Source organism: Isoptericola halotolerans, from assembly GCF_003003075.1.
GTDB lineage: Bacteria > Actinomycetota > Actinomycetes > Actinomycetales > Cellulomonadaceae > Isoptericola > Isoptericola halotolerans_A.
In genome coordinates this window covers 257,568-274,441 of record NZ_PVTX01000004.1, presented here as the reverse complement: position 1 = coordinate 274,441, position 16,874 = coordinate 257,568, and the positions used below count along the sequence as shown (strand labels likewise).

Genomic DNA, 16,874 nt, shown 5'->3' with positions numbered 1-16,874 from the left:
AGGAGGCGGCATGACCGACGACGACGCCGGGACGGCGGCGGGCGAGCCCCGTCCCGCGCGCGTCGCCCTCACCGACGCCGCGGCCGAGCTGCTCGCTCGGCTGCGGCGCCGGCACGGCGACCTCATGTTCCACCAGTCCGGTGGCTGCTGCGACGGGTCCAGCCCGATGTGCTTCCCGGCCGGCGACTTCCTCACCGGCGACGCGGACGTCCACCTGGGCGACCTCACCGTGCCGGAGGCTCCCGGCGGACCCGACGACGGCGGTGCCACGTTCACGGTGCCGGTCTGGATGAGCCGGGCCCAGTTCGAGTACTGGAGCCACACGCACCTGACCATCGACGTGGTGCCGGGACGCGGCGCCGGGTTCAGCGTGGAGGCACCGGAAGGCGTGCGGTTCCTCATCCGGTCACGGCTGTTCACCGACGCCGAGGCGGAGGCGTTGCGCGGCTGAGCGCGCCTGGCGAGCTCGGGCCCGTCGTCCTAGCGTCGAAGGATGGCCACGAAGTCCGAGCACGACGACGACCGCTGGTCCCAGGACGTCACCGAGCACTCCGACGCGCTCGACCTCGAGGAGGACGTCTTCACCTGGGACGACCCCGCCCGGATCGCCCGCTCGCTCCAGCGGTCCGCCGAGGCGAGCGACCGGCGCGAGGGCACCCCGTACCAGTCCGCGATGTCCATGCTGACCTTCTACCTGAACCGGGCCGGGTCCACCCTCCCGGAGGAGCGCCGCCGGACCTTGGAGCAGGCCAAGGACGAGCTACGCGCCGTGTTCGGGCGCTGAACCGCCGTCGACGGCTGCCGCGCCCGGGTGACCGAGCGGGGTACCGCAGCAGGGCCCGGACCGGCTATGTTGCACTCCGTGAGCACCGAAGCAGAGGCCTTCCCGTCCGTGTCGTCGCTGCCCGCATGGCTCGTGCCGTCGGTGTACCTGAACTGGTCCACCGACTGGCTGAACGAGTCCATCGCGATCGCGACCCGCTCCCACGAGCACTCGCTGCCCGGCGGTCCGGACGGCCCCAAGCGGGGCGACGTCGTCGTCACCGTCCTCGGTGACGCCGGTGTCGTGGCGTCCGTGGAGCTGATGGGTTCGTCCGACGGCGACTCCTGGGTGACCGACGAGCTGTTCGGCCCCGACCGGCCCATCGTGTGGGCCGACCTCTTCGACGGCGCCGACGCCTACATCGGGTCCTCGGGGTGGCTGCCCGCCGAGCACGCCCGCGCGGTGCTGGACGGCGTCGCCAACCAGTTCCACGACGGTCCCGTGCACACGATCGACCCGGGCGACTGCGCCGAGGGCACGGCGGCCCCCGACGTGCACGTGCTGCGCGTGCTGGGCCACCGGGCCGTGTCCGGCTGGGCCATGCGCCGCGAGGAGCGCTGCGCCACCTGCGAGCGGTTCGTGGACGTCCACGAGCTGCAGGCCCACGACGACGGCGCCGTCCGGCTGGGCACGACGACGGCCGGCGGGCGCACCCTCGAACAGGTGATCCGCGACGTGCACCTCATGTGCCCGCAGTGCCACGACCTCATGCACGCCCACTCCGTGTCCGCCCAGCGCGCCCGGCTGCGGCCGCAGTGCCCCGGCTGCGGCGTGCGCGGCAAGACCAAGCGCATCGTGTGGGGGATGACCTTCTCCGACGACGTCGTCAGCTCCGAGCCCGACGTCGTCTACGGCGGCTTCGAGGTGCCGGTGCCGGCCCCGGACTGGTACTGCACCGAGTGTCACGCGAACTTCGGCAGCACCGTCGTGGCGTCCCGCGTCCTCGACGCCGAGGGACCCGCGGTTCCCCAGCCCGTCACCGGGACGATCGCGCGCGTCGGGGAGGCCGACCTCGCCGCGGCCGAGGGAGAGCCGGAGGGTGCCGAACGGCGCTGGGAGCCGGCCGACGGCGTCTGACGATGCTCAGGCGGCCACGGGTCTGGCGCGGCGACGGCGCCGCACCAGCCCGTGGTCGAACGGTGGCACGTAGGGGGCGAGCCGGAGCGGCATGCCGGCCTCGAGCGGCGTGCGGTCGGCCTTGCGGTGGTTGCAGGGTCGGCACGCGGCGACGAGGTTGAGCCAGGAGCTGTCGCCGCCCCGCGACCGGGGCACCACGTGGTCGACCGTCTGGGCGGGGCCACCGCAGTAGGCGCACGCGCCGTCGCGCCGTTTGATGCCGTCCTTGGTCACCGCCGGACGGCCGCCGCCGCGGTAGAGCCAGCGCATCGTCACGTACCGCACGAGCCGCAGGACCCGGGGGAGCGGGTAGGGGCCGAACGACGCGCCCTCGACGAACTCCTCGACCACCGCGACCTCGCGCACGAGCATCGTGATGGCGTGCTTCACCGACACACGGTGCAGCGGCTCGTAGCCGGCGTTGAGGACCAGTACGTCGGTCACGGTCCTGCTCCCTCCTGCGGTGCGCGGGCCGGTCGGGCCAGCGCGGTGTCGGCGGCTCCCTCTGAGTCGGTGTCTCGGACGACGACGGTCCGGGCAGGACCGCCGGACGGGCGCGCTGTGGCGTCCGTCACGGAAAATGTAAGGGGCCGGGGCGCGAAGGTCCAGGCCTTTGCGCGCGGTTCTCGGCCCCGCCTTCCGTCCTCAGGTGCCGAATGTGAAGGTTTGGCCCGGTATGGCTAGTTCACGACGGTCCGGGCACGGGGTCGCGCACGGCCTCGGCTGGGGGCCGTCCACAGGCTGGGACATGCGGTTCCGCCGGTGGGCGGTGGTCGCTAGGGTCGGTGGCTGGTCCTGGCCGCGCTGGCCTGTCTGACGCCCTGGAGACGCGATGATGCGCACAACCCGCCACGATCCCTCTGTCCTTGCGCCGCGGCGGCCGGCCGCCGCTCTGGTCGCTGTGCTCGCGACTGCGGTGCTGGTGGCCGGCTGCACCGGCGCCGACCCCGAGCCGGAGTCGACGGCCTCGGAGCTGCCCCTGCCGGCGTCCGTCACGGCATCTCCGTCCGCGACGGTGTCTCCCGAGCCCTCGCCCGAGCCCTCGGACGAGGTCGCAGCGGCGGGGCCGGAGCGGCCGGCCGTGATGGACAAGAAGGATGCCGAGGGAGCGGCGGCTGCGGCGAAGTACATCTTGTCCCTCGAGCAGCCGATGATGGTCACCGGGGACACCGCCGAGTGGGAGGCGCGGAGCCACCGGTCCTGCGAGTACTGCGAGTCCCGCCTCGATCAGGCCAAGACCATCGCAAAGCGCGGAGACGTGTTCACCGGCGGTGACGTCGAGGTGGTGGTGGACAAGGTGTACCAGCGCGATGTCGTGACAGGGATCTGGCCGATGGATATCACATTGACGGAGGCGGCTACGACGATCACCGGGCCGGACGACGAGGTTATCTTCGAGATGGCAACGACATCCGCTGAACGCAGAGCCGAACTCGGGCTGAGAGACGGCGAGTGGCTCCTTGTCGAACTCGCGCCAATTCCGGAGGGCTGACGTGTGCTGTCACACTCAGTGGCGATGGCAGCGACGGTGGCCCTCATCGCATCTCCGCTGGTCGCAACCGGTCCAAATCTTGTGTCGACCGTAGTCCAAGAGGCTGCCGACGCCAATCCGTACGACGGGAGGGTGGCGGATAGTCAGGACCCCAGTGTCACAGTCGGTTCGACTCTCGAAGAGCAGCAAGCGGCCATCGATGGCTCCGGCGGCGACGGAGCAGACTCGGACACGGTCTACTTCCGGGCCACCGTCCATCAGTGCTGGCTGCGCGACCTGGACTACACCGTGCTGGCGGACGTCTGCGCCGAAGGCACCGAGATCGCCTACGACGGTCTGGAGTGCGACGAGGACTCCTACGAGCTGGCCGGACTCTGGGCTGTCACGAACCAGCCCGGAGGTGCCCAGACACCTCCACAGCTGATCGACGAGGGCGCCTGCGTCACTCCCGCCGACCTCCTCGCGGCCGCCACCCGCGAGTTCAAGACCATGCCCATCGATCCGGCCGAAGTCACCCTGCAGGTCGAGCGTGACTGGGCCATCGTCAACTTCGGTGTGCACCCCCGCACCGACGACACCCCGCAGGTCATGGCCACGAACCTGCTCGGCGTGCCGGTCGAGATCCGCGCCGTGCCGGCCGAGTACACCTGGGACGCCGGCGACGGCACCGATCCCGTGGTGACCGACCACCCCGGTGGACAGTGGGACACCGACACCGCGATCCACCTGCCGTACCCCGCGCCCGGCACCTACACCGTGAGCCTGACCACCACGTGGCACGGCCAGTTTCGCATCACGGGCACCCCCACCTGGACCGACGTTCCCGGCGAAGCCACCACGACCGACACCACCTACCCGATCGAGGTTCACGACGCCGAGGTCCGACTCGTGCAGCCCTGAGTGGCGTCCTGACCAGCGTCCGACCCTGGCCAAGGTCCAGAGTCCAACCCGGCCGACGTCCAACCCGGGGAAGCCTCCACCTGGCACCGGGTCGGCATGCCGTCCGGCGCAGGAGAACGTCGCCCACGACCGTGCCTCAGAAGGGCGGGTCGATCCCTGATTCGTGCCGACCGGGCGCCGGGCCGGCCCGAGGATCTGGCGGGCCGGTCGATGTCTCGTCGCCGCCGGAGTTCGGCACGGGGACCAGCTCTGCCGCGAGGGACGCCGCCTCGGCCGCCCAGCCGTCGAGCTGTCCGATCGCATGGTCAGCAGCGCCAGGGCTCGTGAGATACGTGCGGCCCCGCGGTGATGTCCAGGCCAGCACCCCGCCGTCGAGCTGCTCGACTGTCCAGCGGCTCTCGTGCTTGAGCGTGTGATGCGCGCGGCAGAGGTGGGCGAGGTTCCCGGCGTCGGTGGTACCGTCGTCGGCCCAGTCCACCGTGTGGTCGACGTCGCAGCGTGCCGTGGGCACGGCGCAGCCAGGGAAACGGCACGTGACGTCGCGGGCAGTCAGGAACGCACGGAGGTCTGCCGGGACGACGTAGCGTCGGCGATCCACGGTGAGCATCGCGCCGTCGACGGGATCGGTCAGGACGCGTCGCAGCGTGGGCGCACGGGCGGCCAGGTGCCGTGCCGCCTCGGCGTCCACCGGCGTGGCCCCGTTGAGCGTGCCGGGCTGCTCGCCGTCGCCGCTCAGTGTCTGTATCGGCACGGTGACGTGGACGATCGGGCGGACGCCGCGTGCCAGCGTCACGAGAAAGTCTGGTGTGCCGGGTGGCTGCACCGACGACGGCGCTGTCGTCGGGCAGCCAGCGGCCGGCCCGGGTTCATCGCCAGCCGGTTGCCCGTCGAGCAGGAGCGCCGCCAGCGTGGCGGCGCGCAGCTGCCCCGTACCGCGGGCATCACCAGAGGCTTTCGCCCCCGCCGCGGTACGGGCGAGACGGTCGTACGCCGCGTGGGCCACGGGCGTGGGGACGTGCGCGGTGAGCCATGACATGCCGTCCTTGCCGTCGTCCAGCCAGACGTCGGCCTTCAGTGCGGCGGCCTCCCGGCGCACCTCCGCGGGTACCGGGTGCAGCCGGTCCCTGGCCGTGCGCACCAGCGCGCCGAACCGACCCGGCGGCAGCGACGCGGCCCGTTCCAGCACGGCTGCCTCGACCTCGGCGGCGGCCGACGGCGGCAGGTCGGCCACGCCGTCGGCCAGCTTGGCGGCGTGCTGGTAGGAGATGCGGCCGGCGCACAGCGCCGCCATGGTGCCCGGAGCGCGGTCGGCCAGGACCTCGGCATCTGCGAGCAGTGCGCGTGCGCGGTGCTCGCTCACGCCGAGTGCACACGCCACCTCGGAGACGAGCGCACGGTGCGCCACCTGCGCGCGCCGCTGCGCCGTCGTCGATGCCACGCGGGCGACCGCGACGTCGAGCATCGCCGTGGGCTCGGACCGGGCCGCGGCAAGGGCCCGACCAAGTGCCATGGTGCGGCGGCCCGCCGCCTGGTTCACCGCGACCTGCTCCGCGGCGGCGGCGTCCAGCGCGGCATCGAGGCTCGGGCCGTGGCCCGGCCCGCCGTCGTCCTGGTGCGTCGTCATGGTGACCAGTCAAGCAGCAGCCACCGACACTCACTCGAACACACGTACGAGTCGGCTCCGGCCCCTCGCCAGAGGTGGAGCAGTCAGGCCGCGTCGTCGAGAGCGAGCGGACGCACGGCACCGCCGGCGGCGACGAACAGGCCGTGCAACCGGAACCCGCGCTCGGCGGCCTGGGTGCGCAGGGCGGTGTTCCAGGCGCGATCGGCCGCGGTCACGGACTGCTCGCCGGGCCGCTCGAGCATCGCCACGACGGAGCCGCCCGGCACCGACTGCTGCGTCACCGACGCGATCACGCTCCCGAACCGGGCGGCGTCCTCCGAGCCGGGCCGTTCGGGCACATCACGCACGGGCACCGCGATGCCGGTGACGCGGTCGTCCGCGTCGAGCCAGCTCAGGGTGAGGACGCGCTCGCGGGGGAGGACCCCGCCGGACAAGAAGGTGGCGAGCTCGAGGACGGCGCCGTCGTCGGCCACCTTGTCGCCGGGGCGGAAGGATGCGGTGAGGTTCATGTCCGCTACCCTGCCGAGCCGGGCCGCCGCCCGCAGGCCTCGTCCACAAGCTTCGGCCCCGAGCCCTCCCTGTGGATGGTCTCGGGCGCCCGTCTCAGCGACGCCCGCGGACTCGGGCGATCTCCATGCGTCGGTCATCTCTGCCGGCGGAGTGCACCGTCTGGGCGTTGAGCAGCAGACCCACCAGGGCGCCGAGCAGCAGCGCCCCGCACACCACCCACGTTCTGGCGGGTAGTCCGTACGGGAATCGCTCGGTAGCACCCAGCGCGGCACCGACCGCCCCGGATGCGAGGACGAGCAGCATCGGCCACCACCACGCCAGGCCGGAGTAGATGAGGAGCACAGCACACAGGCTCAGCCCGAACGCGGTCGGTAGCGCCCCCGCTGACGCGCCCTGCCACCACGTCCCGGCTAGGTCGTCGTAAGCCAGATCGTTTCCGTCGACCAGCTCGTCGGTCCACACCCAGGCGAAAACGGTGGCGAGCGCCCCCGTCACGCAGGCGACGGCCAGGATCGCCCCGACCCGCAGCCAGGTCCAGATGCGGTCGCGTCGGCCAGCGCCCATGAGTGTCCCCTCGTCGCTCTCCGGTACCCGCACGCTACGGGACGACTTCGGCTCACGTGACAGGCCCGGCGCGCGAACGTCGAGGTCCGGACCGGTATGGGCATCCATTCCGGTCCGGACCTCGACGTTCGGCGACGAAGGGGAGGCGTCAGAAGTAGCGGGCGTACGCGCTCGTCGTGAGGAACGGCGGGAACTCGTCACCCATCGCCACCTCGCGGAAGATCGCCGCGGCCTCGTCGAGCCGGTCCCCGCGCGTCCGCGGCGTGGACTGCAGGAACTCACGGAGCATGGCGTCGCACAGCGTCCGGGTGATCGTCACCCCGTCGGCCGTGACGGTCCCGGAGTGCATCCACTGCCACACCTGCGACCGCGAGATCTCCGCGGTCGCGGCGTCCTCCATGAGGCTGTCCAGGGCCGCGGCACCGGCGCCCCGCAGCCACGAGGCGATGTACCGCACCCCCACGGAGATGTTGGTCCGCAGGCCCTCCTCGGTGATGGTCGCACCCTCCCGCCGGGCCGAGGCCACGTCGAGCAGCTCGGCCTGGCCCACCGTGACGTCGTCGCGCAGCCTCTCCACCTGGTTCTCGGCCGAGCCGAGCACGGCGTCGAACGCCTCGCGGGCGATCGGGATGAGGTCGGGGTGCGCCACCCAGGAGCCGTCGAACCCGTCGCCGGCCTCGCGCTCCTTGTCCGCGCGGACCTTGGCGAAGGCCTGCTCCGTCACCTCGGGGTTGCGCCGGTCCGGGATGAAGGCGCTCATGCCGCCGATGGCGTGGGCCCCGCGGCGGTGGCACGTCGCGACCAGCAGCTCGGTGTACGCCCGCATGAACGGCGCCGTCATCGTCACCTGCGCGCGGTCGGGCAGCACGTAGGAGTCGCCGCGGTTGCGGAAGCACTTGATGACGCTGAACAGGTAGTCCCAGCGCCCGGCGTTGAGCCCGGCGCAGTGCTCGCGCAGCTCGTAGAGGATCTCCTCCATCTCGAACGCCGCGGGCAGCGTCTCGATGAGCACCGTGGCGCGGACGGTGCCCCGCGGGATGCCGAGGGCGTCCTGCGCCAGCTCGAAGACCTCGTTCCACAGCCGCGCCTCGCGGTGCCCCTCGAGCTTGGGCAGGTAGAAGTACGGCCCCCGCCCGCGTTCGATCAGCTCGCGCGCGTTGTGGAAGAAGTACAGCCCGAAGTCGACCAGCGAGCCCGAGGCGGGCTGCGTGGAGCCGTCCGTCCCCGTGTACGCCAGGTGAGACTCGAACAGGTGCCAGCCCCGCGGCCGGAACACGATGGTCGGCATCTCGGTCAGCTCGGACGTACGCAGCGCGTACTGCTTGCCCGGGGTGCGGCCCCCGTCCGACGACGGCGCCTCGAACGTCAGGTCGCCGCGGATCGCGTCGCGCAGCGCCCGCTGGCCGGTGATGACGTTGGACCAGGTGGGGGACTGGGCGTCCTCCGCGTCGGCCAGCCACACCTTGGCGTCCGAGTTGAGCGCGTTGATCGTCATCTTCGGGTCGGTGGGTCCGGTGATCTCGACGCGCCGGTCGGCGAGCCCGGGGGCCCCGGCGCTACCCGCGACGCGCCACGACGGGTCGTCCCGCACGGGCCGGGTGACGGGCAGGAAGTCCGGGTCGGCGCCGTCCGCGATCTCCCGGGTGCGGCGCTGCCGCGTCAGCAGCAGCTCGCAGCGGGCGTCGGCGAACTGGTCGTGCAGCAGGGCCAGGAACTCCAGGGCCTGCGGCGTGAGGATCTCGTCGGACCCGGGCTCCAGCGGGCCCACGACGTCGATGGTGCCCTCGGCCACGGTGGCCGAGTCGGACAGCGCGATGCCGCGGGGCGGCGTGGCCGGCGAACCGGCGGAGCGGGTGGAGCGGGGCAGGTCGGTGATCGTCATGGCAGGTTCCTCCTGGGAGGGCCGCCGCGGGGGTGGGACCCCGCGGCGGCGGGAAACGGGTGAGTCAGAACTGAGCGGCCTCGGTGGAGCCGGCGAGCGCGAGGGTGGAGGCGTCAGGGTTGAGCGCCGTCGACACGCGGTCGAAGTAGCCGGTGCCGACCTCCCGCTGGTGCTTCGTGGCGGTGTAGCCGCGGGTCTCGGAGGCGAACTCGGCCTCCTGCAGCTGCACGTAGGCCGTCATCTGCTCACGGGCGTAACCGTGGGCCAGATCGAACATGGAGTGGTTGAGGGCGTGGAAGCCCGCCAGGGTGATGAACTGGAAGCTGTAGCCCATCGCCCCGAGCTCGCGCTGGAACTTCGCGATCGTGTCGTCGTCGAGGTGCTTCTTCCAGTTGAACGACGGCGAGCAGTTGTACGCCAGCATCTGGTCGGGGAACTCGGCCTTGACGGACTCGGCGAAGCGACGGGCGAGGTCGAGGTCCGGCGTGCCGGTCTCCATCCAGATGAGGTCGGCGTACGGCGCGTAGGCGTGGGCGCGGGTGATGCAGGGCTCGATGCCGTTGGTCACCTCGTAGAAGCCCTCGGCGGTGCGGTTGCCGGTGAGGTAGGGCCGGTCCCGCTCGTCGACGTCGGAGGTCAGCAGCGTGGCGGCCTCGGCGTCGGTGCGCGCGATGATGACGCTCGGCACGTCGGAGACGTCGGCCGCGAGGCGCGCCGCGTTGAGGGTCCGCACGTGCTGCTTGGTGGGGATGAGCACCTTGCCGCCCAGGTGGCCGCACTTCTTCTCCGAGGCGAGCTGGTCCTCCCAGTGCACGCCCGAGGCGCCCGAGGCGATCATCGACTTCATGAGCTCGTAGGCGTTGAGCGGACCGCCGAACCCGGCCTCGGCGTCCGCCACGATCGGCGCGAGCCAGTTGCGCGACGGTCCGTCCTCCGTGTTCTCGGCGACATCGATCTGGTCGGCGCGCAGCAGCGCGTTGTTGATGCGTCGCACGACGGCGGGCACCGAGTTGGCGGGGTAGAGCGACTGGTCGGGGTAGGTCTGTCCCGAGAGGTTCGCGTCGCCGGCCACCTGCCATCCCGACAGGTAGATGGCCTTGAGGCCCGCCTTGACCTGCTGCACGGCCTGGTTGCCGGTCAGCGCGCCGAGCGCGTTGACGTAGTCCTCGGTGTGCAGCAGCTCCCAGAGCAGCTCGGAGCCGCGGCGCGCGAGGGTGTGCTCCTCGCCCACGGACCCACGCAGCGCGACGACGTCCTCGGCCGAGTAGTCCCGCACGACGCCCGACCAGCGCGGGTCGGTCGCCCACTGCTCGGCGAGCGCCGCCGCGGTGGTGACCTGGTCGCCCGGGCGGGTGCCCTGAGCGGGTGCGGAGGTGGTGCCGTTCGTGGAGCCGGTCTCGAGCGTCGCGGTCATGATCGTGCCTTCCGGTCGTGGTGCCTTCGTCGTGAGGAAGGTGCCCTCGAGAACGACTCTGCGCCCTGCGCAACCCCCGCGGCCAGGATTCGTGAGAAGAAGTATCAGCATTCTTCTGCTTCCCAGAAGCAGTGGCCCATGTCACGCTGGAGCATGGCCATCACGACGACGAACCGGACCGGCGCGGCGCCCCCGACGCCGGCCCCGACCGGCAGCGAGCCCGACGCCCTGACGATCGGCCGGCGCATCCGGCACCTGCGGACCCGTCGGGGAATGACCCTCGGCGAGCTCGGAAACGCCATCTCACGTGCGCCGTCACAGGTCTCCATGCTCGAGAACGGCAAGCGCGAACCCACCATCGCCCGCCTGCAGGCCGTGGCCCGGGCCCTGGGCACCAGCGTGGACGACCTGCTCTCGCCCGAGCCGCCGTCGCGCCGCGACGCGCTCGAGATCGAGCTGGAGCGAGTGCAAAGAGGCCCCCTCTTCTCCGCGCTGGGCGTCCGGCCCGTGCGGGTGGGCAAGTCGCTGCCGAGCGACGCCCTGGAGGCGATCGTCGCGCTGCAGGCGGAGCTCGAGCGGCTGCACCGGGAGCGTGCGCTGACGCCCGAGGAGGCGCGCCGCGCCAACACCGAGCTCCGCGCCGACATGCGCGCGCAGGACAACTACTTCCCGGACCTGGAGATCGTCGCGCGGTCCCTGCTGGACGACGTCGGGCACACGCACGGTCCGATGCCGCAGCGGGCCGCCGTCGACGTCGCCGCGCACCTCGGGTTCACGATCCACTACGAGCCGGACCTGCCGCAGTCGACGCGTGCGGTCATCGACCGGCGCAACCGGCGGGTCTACCTGCCGAGCAACGGCATCCGGGGGCGTTCGGACGCCCGGTCGGCCCTGCTGCAGGCGCTCGCCTCGCACGTGCTCGAGCACGCCGAGCCGGACGACTACGCGGAGTTCCTGCGCCAGCGGGTGGAGGCCAACTACCTGTGCGCGGCGCTGCTGCTGCCCGAGCGGGACGCCGTCAAGCACCTGCGGGAGGCCAAGGACGCCCGCGCCATCTCCATCGAGGACCTCCGCGACGCGTTCGCCGTGTCCTACGAGACGGCGGCGCACCGGTTCACGAACCTCGCCACGCGGCACCTCGGCATCGGGGTCCACTTCATGAAGGTCCACGAGTCGGGCGCCATCCACAAGGCGTACGAGAACGACGGCGTGCGGTTCCCCGCGGACGCCCTCGGCACCGTGGAGGGCCAGCACGTGTGCCGGCAGTGGACGGCCCGGGTGGTGTTCGGGATCCAGGACCGGCTCAGCCCGTACTACCAGTACACCGACACCCCGACGGGGACCTACTGGTGCACCTCCCGCGTCTCCGACACCCCGGACGGCCGGTTCTCGGTGAGCGTGGGCGTGCCGTACTCGCAGGTCAAGTGGTTCCTGGGGCGGGAGACGACGGCGCGGTCCACCTCGCGCTGCCCGGACGACTCGTGCTGCCGCCAGCCCGCGCAGCCCCTCGCCGAGCGCTGGGCGGGCCAGGCGCTGCCCAGCGCCCGGCCGCACGCCTCGATGCTCGCGGCGATGCCGTCCGGCGCGTTCCCCGGCGTCGACACCACCGAGGTCTACGAGTTCCTCGAGCGGCACGCCCCGGCCGAGTGAGGCGCCGGCGGTCTCGCCTGGCGAGACCAGGCCCCTTGGATAGCATCGAGATCACCAGGGCACGGCCCGCTCACCACGCAGAACGAAGAGGTACATGACCGACGTCGCCGTCTCCGACCCGCAGGTCCTGGAGGCCGTCGAGGGTCTCCCGTCCGAGCTCCGTCGCCATGCGCGCCGGCTGCTGGAGGCCTACGCCGCGGAGGACCTCGTCGAGCGGGAGCCGCGCGACGTCGTCGGCGCCGCGGCCTCGACGGTCGAGCTCGCGTCGCACCGCGCGCCCGGGCAGACCCTCGTGCGGGTCTTCACCCCGACCGTGCGGGAGGACGGCTGGACCTCGCGCCGCACCGTCGTCGACGTCTGCACGGACGACGCGCCGTTCCTCGTCGACTCCGTCGACGCGGCGATCGCCCGGCACGGCTCCACGCTGCACCTGCTGCAGCACCCGGTGCTCGCCGTCCGCCGCGACGACGACGGCGAGCTGCTGGAGATCGGCGCCCACGGCGGGCGGCTCGAGTCCTGGATCCACGTGGAGACGGACCGGATCGCCGGCCAGGAGGAGCGGGAGGCGCTGGTCGCGAGGCTCCAGGACGTCGTGGCCGACGTGCACAGCTCGGTGGACGACTGGTCCGCGATGCGCCGGGCCTGCCTCGACATCTGCACGGACCTGCGCGTCCAGCCGCCCGCGAGCGTCGACCCGGCGTCGATCGCACCCACCGTGGAGTTCCTCACCTGGCTGGCGGAGGACCACTTCACGTTCCTCGGCTACCGCGAGTACACCCTCGACGCCGTGGACGGCGAGGACGTGCTGCGACCCCTGCCGCACACGGGGCTGGGCATCCTGCGCAAGGCGAGCCCCGCCGTCGTCCACCTGCGCCCGGAGGCGCGCCGGACTGCGCGCGAGCCGCGCCTGCTCACCATCACCAAGGCGAACTCCCGCGCGACGGTCCACCGGGACGTGTACCTCGACTACGTCGGCGTGCGCACCTTCGACGACGCCGGCAACGTCACCGGCGAGCGCCGGCTGATGGGGATGTTCACGTCCGCCGCCTACGCCTCGTCCGTGCTGACCCTGCCGATCGTCGCGCCGAAGGTGAAGGCCGTGCTGCGCGCCTCCGGCCACGCGCCGACGTCGCACTCCGGCAAGGACCTGCTGCAGGTGCTGGAGCAGTACCCGCGGGACGAGCTGTTCCAGGACACCGCCGAGCACCTGGCCGAGGTCGCGGGCGAGGTGACCCGCCTGCGGGAGCGCCGCCGGACCCGCATCTTCCTGCGCACCGACGAGTTCGGGCGGTTCGTCTCCGCCCTGGTGTACCTCCCGCGCGACCGCTACAACACCACGGTGCGCCTGCGCATCGAGGCGCTGCTGCGCGACGCGTTCGACGCGGAGCGGGTCGAGCACACCACCCGCGTGGACGACTCGCCGCTGGCCCAGCTGCACTTCGTGGTGCGCGTCCCGCGGGACGCCGGGATCCCCGCCGTGGACGAGGCGGACCTGCAGCGGCGTCTCGAGGACGTCATCCGCACCTGGGAGGCGGCCGTCGTCGACGAGCTGCACCACGTCCACGGCGAGGAGGCTGCGGCGGAGATCCTGAGCCGTTACGGGTCCGCCTTCCCGGAGGCGTACAAGGAGCAGGTGACCCCGCAGTCGGCGGTCGGCGACATGGCGCGCCTCGACGGGCTCACCGAGGACCACCCCATCGCGGTGCACCTCTACGCGCCGGACGGGGAGGACCCGAGCGTGCGCCGGCTCACCCTCGCGTCGCTGCGTGAGCACCGGCTCACGCAGGTGCTGCCGCTGCTGACGGACCTCGGCGTGGACGTCATCGACGAACGGCCGTACACGATCAGCCTCCCGGACGGCGAGACCCGGCACATCTCGGACTTCGGGCTGACCGTCCCCGACCCGGCCCTGTGGGGTGACGCGAGCACGGCCGCGGCCCTCGAGGAGACGTTCTGCGCCGTCTGGTCCGGCGACGCCGAGAGCGACTCCCTCAACGCGCTGGTCCTGCACGCCGGGCTGCCGTGGCGCGACATCGTCGTCCTGCGGTCCGTCGGGCGCTACCTGCGCCAGGCCGGTTCGGCGTTCTCGACGGAGTACATCGACGCGGCGCTCGTCGCGCACCCGCAGATGGCCGCCGACCTGGTGCGGCTGTTCGCGGTGCGCTTCGACCCGGACCTCGACGCCGACCTCGCCGAGCGCGCCGAGCGGGCGCAGCAGGCGACGGACGCGCTGCTGGCCGGCCTGGACGACGTCGCCAGCCTCGACCACGACCGCATCCTGCGGGCCTTCGTGGGTGTCGTGGGCGCCGTCTGGCGCACCAACTTCTACGTCCGCGACGCCGCCGGCGAGCCGAAGCCGTGGGTCTCGATGAAGCTGGACTGCTCGCGCGTGCCCGACCTGCCGCCACCGCACCCCATGGCGGAGATCTGGGTGTACTCCCCGCGTGTCGAGGGCGTGCACCTGCGGTTCGGCAAGGTGGCACGCGGCGGCCTGCGCTGGAGCGACCGGCGCGAGGACTTCCGCACCGAGGTGCTCGGCCTGGTCAAGGCCCAGATGGTCAAGAACGCGGTGATCGTCCCGACCGGCTCGAAGGGCGGGTTCGTGGCCAAGCAGCTGCCCGACGCCGGCGACCGGGCCGCCTGGCTGGCCGAGGGCCAGGAGGCCTACCGGACCTTCATCCGGGGCATGCTGGACGTCACCGACAACCGGGACGGCACCGACATCGTGCCGCCGGAGCGCGTGGTGCGCCACGACGGTGACGATCCGTACCTCGTGGTCGCCGCCGACAAGGGGACGGCAGCCTTCTCGGACATCGCGAACGCGATCTCCCGCGAGTACGGCTTCTGGCTCGACGACGCCTTCGCCTCCGGCGGGTCGGCCGGCTACGACCACAAGGCCATGGGCATCACGGCCCGCGGTGCGTGGGAGTCGGTGAAGCGGCACTTTAGGGAGCTCGGCCACGACACGCAGTCGCAGGACTTCACCGTGGTGGGCGTGGGGGACATGTCCGGGGACGTGTTCGGCAACGGCATGCTGCTCTCCGAGCACATCCGGCTCGTGGCCGCGTTCGACCACCGGCACGTCTTCGTGGACCCCGACCCGGACGCCGCGACGTCGTACGCCGAGCGGCGCCGGCTCTTCGAGCTGCCGCGGTCCTCGTGGGCCGACTACGACCGGGACCTCGTCTCGGCGGGCGGGGGAGTGTTTCCCCTGTCGGCGAAGTCGGTCCCGGTGACACCGCAGATGGCCGAGGCCCTGGGCCTCGACCCGAGCGTCACCCGTCTCACGCCGGCAGAGCTGAAGAAAGCGGTGCTCCTGGCACCCGTCGACCTGCTGTGGAACGGCGGCATCGGCACGTACGTCAAGGCCTCCACCGAGACGGACGCCGAGATCGGTGACCGCGCCAACGACGCGATCCGGGTGGACGGCGCCGACCTCCGGGTGCGGGTCGTGGGGGAGGGCGGCAACCTCGGCGTCTCCCAGCGTGGCCGGGTCGAGGCGGCGCTCGCCGGTGTGCAGATCAACACCGACGCCATCGACAACTCCGCGGGTGTCGGCACGTCCGACCACGAGGTGAACATCAAGATCCTGCTCGGCGCCGTGATGCGGGACGGCCGGCTGGAGATCGACGACCGCAACGAGCTGCTGCAGTCCATGACCGACGAGGTCGCGGAGCAGGTGCTCCGCGACAACTACGAGCAGAACGTGCTGCTGGGCAACTCGCGGGCGAACGCGGCCGCCATGCTCCCCGTGCACGAGCGACTGGTCCAGTGGCTCGAGGGACGGGGCGAGCTGGACCGCGAGCTGGAGTTCCTGCCCGACGGCGCGGAGGTCGCCGAGCGCGTGGCCCAGCGGCAGGGGCTCACCCGGCCGGAGTTCGCGGTGCTCGTGGCCTACGCGAAGCTCGCCCTCAAGGCGGACCTCACCGCGACCGACCTGGCGGACGACCCCTGGTTCGTCCGCACCCTGGCCGACTACTTCCCCGCCGAGATCACCGAACGGTACGCGCAGGACCTGGCCGACCACCCGCTGCGCCGCGAGATCGTGGTCAACTCCGTGGTGAACTCGATGGTCAACCGCGGGGGCATCACCTTCGCGTTCCGCGCGGAGGACGAGACCGGGGCGCCCACGGAGCAGATCGCCCGCGCCTTCGTCGCGGCCCGGGAGATCCTCGACCTGCGCGGGTTCGTCGCCGCGGTGGAGGCCACCGACAACGTGGTCGCGGCGCGCGTGCAGACCGATCTCTACCTGGAGCTGCGCCAGCTGCTCGACCGCACCGCCCGGTGGTTCGTGCGGCACCGCTCGGACCGGGTCGACGTCGGCGCGGAGATCGAGGCCTACGCCGGCCCCGTCCGCGCCTACGCCGGACAGCTGGACGAGCTCCTCCAGAGCGGTGAGCTGGACCGTTTCCGGGAGCGGGTCGCCAGCCTCGAGGCGGCGGGCTGCGGCCCGGAGCTCGCCCGGCGGGGGGCCGGGCTGCTCGGCTCGCTCACGCTGCTCGACGTCGCCGAGCTGGCGTCGCAGCGTGGCTGGGACCTCGACCAGGTGGCGCGGACCTACTTCACGGTGACGAGCCGCCTCGGCATCGGCGACATGCTCACCGACGTCTCCGGGCTGCCCCAGGACGACCGCTGGGACTCGATGGCGCGCGCCGCGCTGCGCGACGACGTGTACGCCGTGGCCATCGCCCTGACGGCCTCGGTCCTGGAGTGCACGGGCTCCGGGGACCCCGCCGAGCGGTTCGAGCAGTGGCTCGAGGGCGGCGGCGCCCCAGCGGTGCGGGCCATGGAGGCGCTGACCATGGCCCGCGCCGTCGAGCGGCCGGGGATCGCCACGCTCTCCGTGGCGCTGCGCCAGCTCCGGTCTCTCGTGCGCTGAGGCCCGCGGGCCGCAGCGCA

The 16,874-nt window shown here is 72.3% G+C and carries 13 protein-coding genes; 7 read left to right on the top strand and 6 right to left on the bottom strand.

Annotation, left to right across the window (positions count from 1 at the left end; genetic code table 11):
• Positions 1 to 10: 10 nt before the first annotated feature.
• The 3 genes from BCL65_RS08175 to BCL65_RS08165 all read left to right on the top strand — a co-directional run bounded on the left by BCL65_RS08175 (position 11) and on the right by BCL65_RS08165 (position 1,900).
• Positions 11 to 451 carry a DUF779 domain-containing protein gene (locus BCL65_RS08175; RefSeq protein ID WP_106266904.1) on the top strand — a complete coding sequence of 147 codons (441 nt, stop codon included), beginning with the start codon at positions 11 to 13 and terminating at the stop codon, positions 449 to 451.
• Between the two features lie 42 nt (positions 452 to 493).
• On the top strand, positions 494 to 784 hold the full coding sequence (locus tag BCL65_RS08170) for a DUF3175 domain-containing protein (RefSeq protein ID WP_106266902.1): 291 nt from the start codon (positions 494 to 496) through the stop codon (positions 782 to 784).
• A gap of 78 nt (positions 785 to 862) precedes the next feature.
• Entirely contained in the window at positions 863 to 1,900 is a 1,038-nt protein-coding gene (locus BCL65_RS08165; protein ID WP_181340724.1) for a hypothetical protein, read from the top strand.
• A gap of 6 nt (positions 1,901 to 1,906) precedes the next feature.
• Here the strand turns inward: BCL65_RS08165 and BCL65_RS08160 are convergent, their stop codons facing one another.
• Positions 1,907 to 2,383, bottom strand: a complete 477-nt coding sequence (locus tag BCL65_RS08160; protein WP_106266900.1) for an HNH endonuclease — start codon at positions 2,381 to 2,383, stop codon at positions 1,907 to 1,909.
• Positions 2,384 to 2,771: 388 nt separating this feature from the next.
• Here BCL65_RS08160 and BCL65_RS08155 point away from each other — a divergent pair, with 388 nt between their 5' ends.
• Together BCL65_RS08155 and BCL65_RS08150 are read left to right on the top strand one after the other, a co-directional pair.
• The gene (locus tag BCL65_RS08155) at positions 2,772 to 3,431 is read left to right on the top strand and encodes a DUF6318 family protein (protein ID WP_106266899.1); all 660 of its coding nucleotides are present in this window, start codon (positions 2,772 to 2,774) and stop codon (positions 3,429 to 3,431) included.
• 24 nt (positions 3,432 to 3,455) lie between these two features.
• A complete protein-coding gene (locus BCL65_RS08150; RefSeq protein WP_125206505.1) occupies positions 3,456 to 4,331 on the top strand; it encodes a PKD domain-containing protein in 876 nt (291 codons plus the stop codon).
• Positions 4,332 to 4,467: 136 nt separating this feature from the next.
• Here BCL65_RS08150 and BCL65_RS08145 read toward each other — a convergent pair whose 3' ends face one another.
• From BCL65_RS08145 to aceA, 5 genes are all read right to left on the bottom strand, one after another.
• Entirely contained in the window at positions 4,468 to 5,955 is a 1,488-nt protein-coding gene (locus BCL65_RS08145) for an HNH endonuclease signature motif containing protein (RefSeq protein ID WP_106266895.1), read from the bottom strand.
• Positions 5,956 to 6,038: 83 nt separating this feature from the next.
• Positions 6,039 to 6,464: a hypothetical protein gene (locus BCL65_RS08140; RefSeq protein WP_106266893.1), complete on the bottom strand. Its 426-nt coding sequence runs from the start codon at positions 6,462 to 6,464 to the stop codon at positions 6,039 to 6,041.
• A gap of 94 nt (positions 6,465 to 6,558) precedes the next feature.
• A complete protein-coding gene (locus BCL65_RS08135; protein WP_106266891.1) occupies positions 6,559 to 7,029 on the bottom strand; it encodes a hypothetical protein in 471 nt (156 codons plus the stop codon).
• Between the two features lie 148 nt (positions 7,030 to 7,177).
• Positions 7,178 to 8,911, bottom strand: coding sequence for a malate synthase A (gene aceB / locus BCL65_RS08130; protein WP_106266889.1), 1,734 nt, complete (start codon positions 8,909 to 8,911; stop codon positions 7,178 to 7,180).
• 64 nt (positions 8,912 to 8,975) lie between these two features.
• Positions 8,976 to 10,325, bottom strand: a complete 1,350-nt coding sequence (gene aceA, locus BCL65_RS08125; RefSeq protein WP_106266887.1) for an isocitrate lyase — start codon at positions 10,323 to 10,325, stop codon at positions 8,976 to 8,978.
• A 138-nt stretch (positions 10,326 to 10,463) separates the two neighbouring features.
• Between aceA and BCL65_RS08120 the strand changes: the two genes are divergently transcribed.
• Both BCL65_RS08120 and BCL65_RS08115 read left to right on the top strand, forming a co-directional pair.
• On the top strand, positions 10,464 to 11,975 hold the full coding sequence (locus BCL65_RS08120; RefSeq protein ID WP_374956672.1) for an XRE family transcriptional regulator: 1,512 nt from the start codon (positions 10,464 to 10,466) through the stop codon (positions 11,973 to 11,975).
• A gap of 94 nt (positions 11,976 to 12,069) precedes the next feature.
• A complete protein-coding gene (locus BCL65_RS08115; protein ID WP_106266883.1) occupies positions 12,070 to 16,854 on the top strand; it encodes an NAD-glutamate dehydrogenase in 4,785 nt (1,594 codons plus the stop codon).
• Positions 16,855 to 16,874: the final 20 nt, after the last annotated feature.

Coding starts and splice junctions, on each gene's coding strand:
- BCL65_RS08175 (WP_106266904.1), top strand. CDS start 11: ATGACCGACGACGACGCCGGGACGGCGGCGGGCGAGCCCCGTCCCGCG.
- BCL65_RS08170 (WP_106266902.1), top strand. CDS start 494: ATGGCCACGAAGTCCGAGCACGACGACGACCGCTGGTCCCAGGACGTC.
- BCL65_RS08155 (WP_106266899.1), top strand. CDS start 2,772: ATGATGCGCACAACCCGCCACGATCCCTCTGTCCTTGCGCCGCGGCGG.
- BCL65_RS08150 (WP_125206505.1), top strand. CDS start 3,456: ATGGCAGCGACGGTGGCCCTCATCGCATCTCCGCTGGTCGCAACCGGT.
- BCL65_RS08145 (WP_106266895.1), bottom strand. CDS start 5,955: ATGACGACGCACCAGGACGACGGCGGGCCGGGCCACGGCCCGAGCCTC.
- BCL65_RS08140 (WP_106266893.1), bottom strand. CDS start 6,464: ATGAACCTCACCGCATCCTTCCGCCCCGGCGACAAGGTGGCCGACGAC.
- BCL65_RS08135 (WP_106266891.1), bottom strand. CDS start 7,029: ATGGGCGCTGGCCGACGCGACCGCATCTGGACCTGGCTGCGGGTCGGG.
- aceB (WP_106266889.1), bottom strand. CDS start 8,911: ATGACGATCACCGACCTGCCCCGCTCCACCCGCTCCGCCGGTTCGCCG.
- aceA (WP_106266887.1), bottom strand. CDS start 10,325: ATGACCGCGACGCTCGAGACCGGCTCCACGAACGGCACCACCTCCGCA.
- BCL65_RS08120 (WP_374956672.1), top strand. CDS start 10,464: ATGTCACGCTGGAGCATGGCCATCACGACGACGAACCGGACCGGCGCG.
- BCL65_RS08115 (WP_106266883.1), top strand. CDS start 12,070: ATGACCGACGTCGCCGTCTCCGACCCGCAGGTCCTGGAGGCCGTCGAG.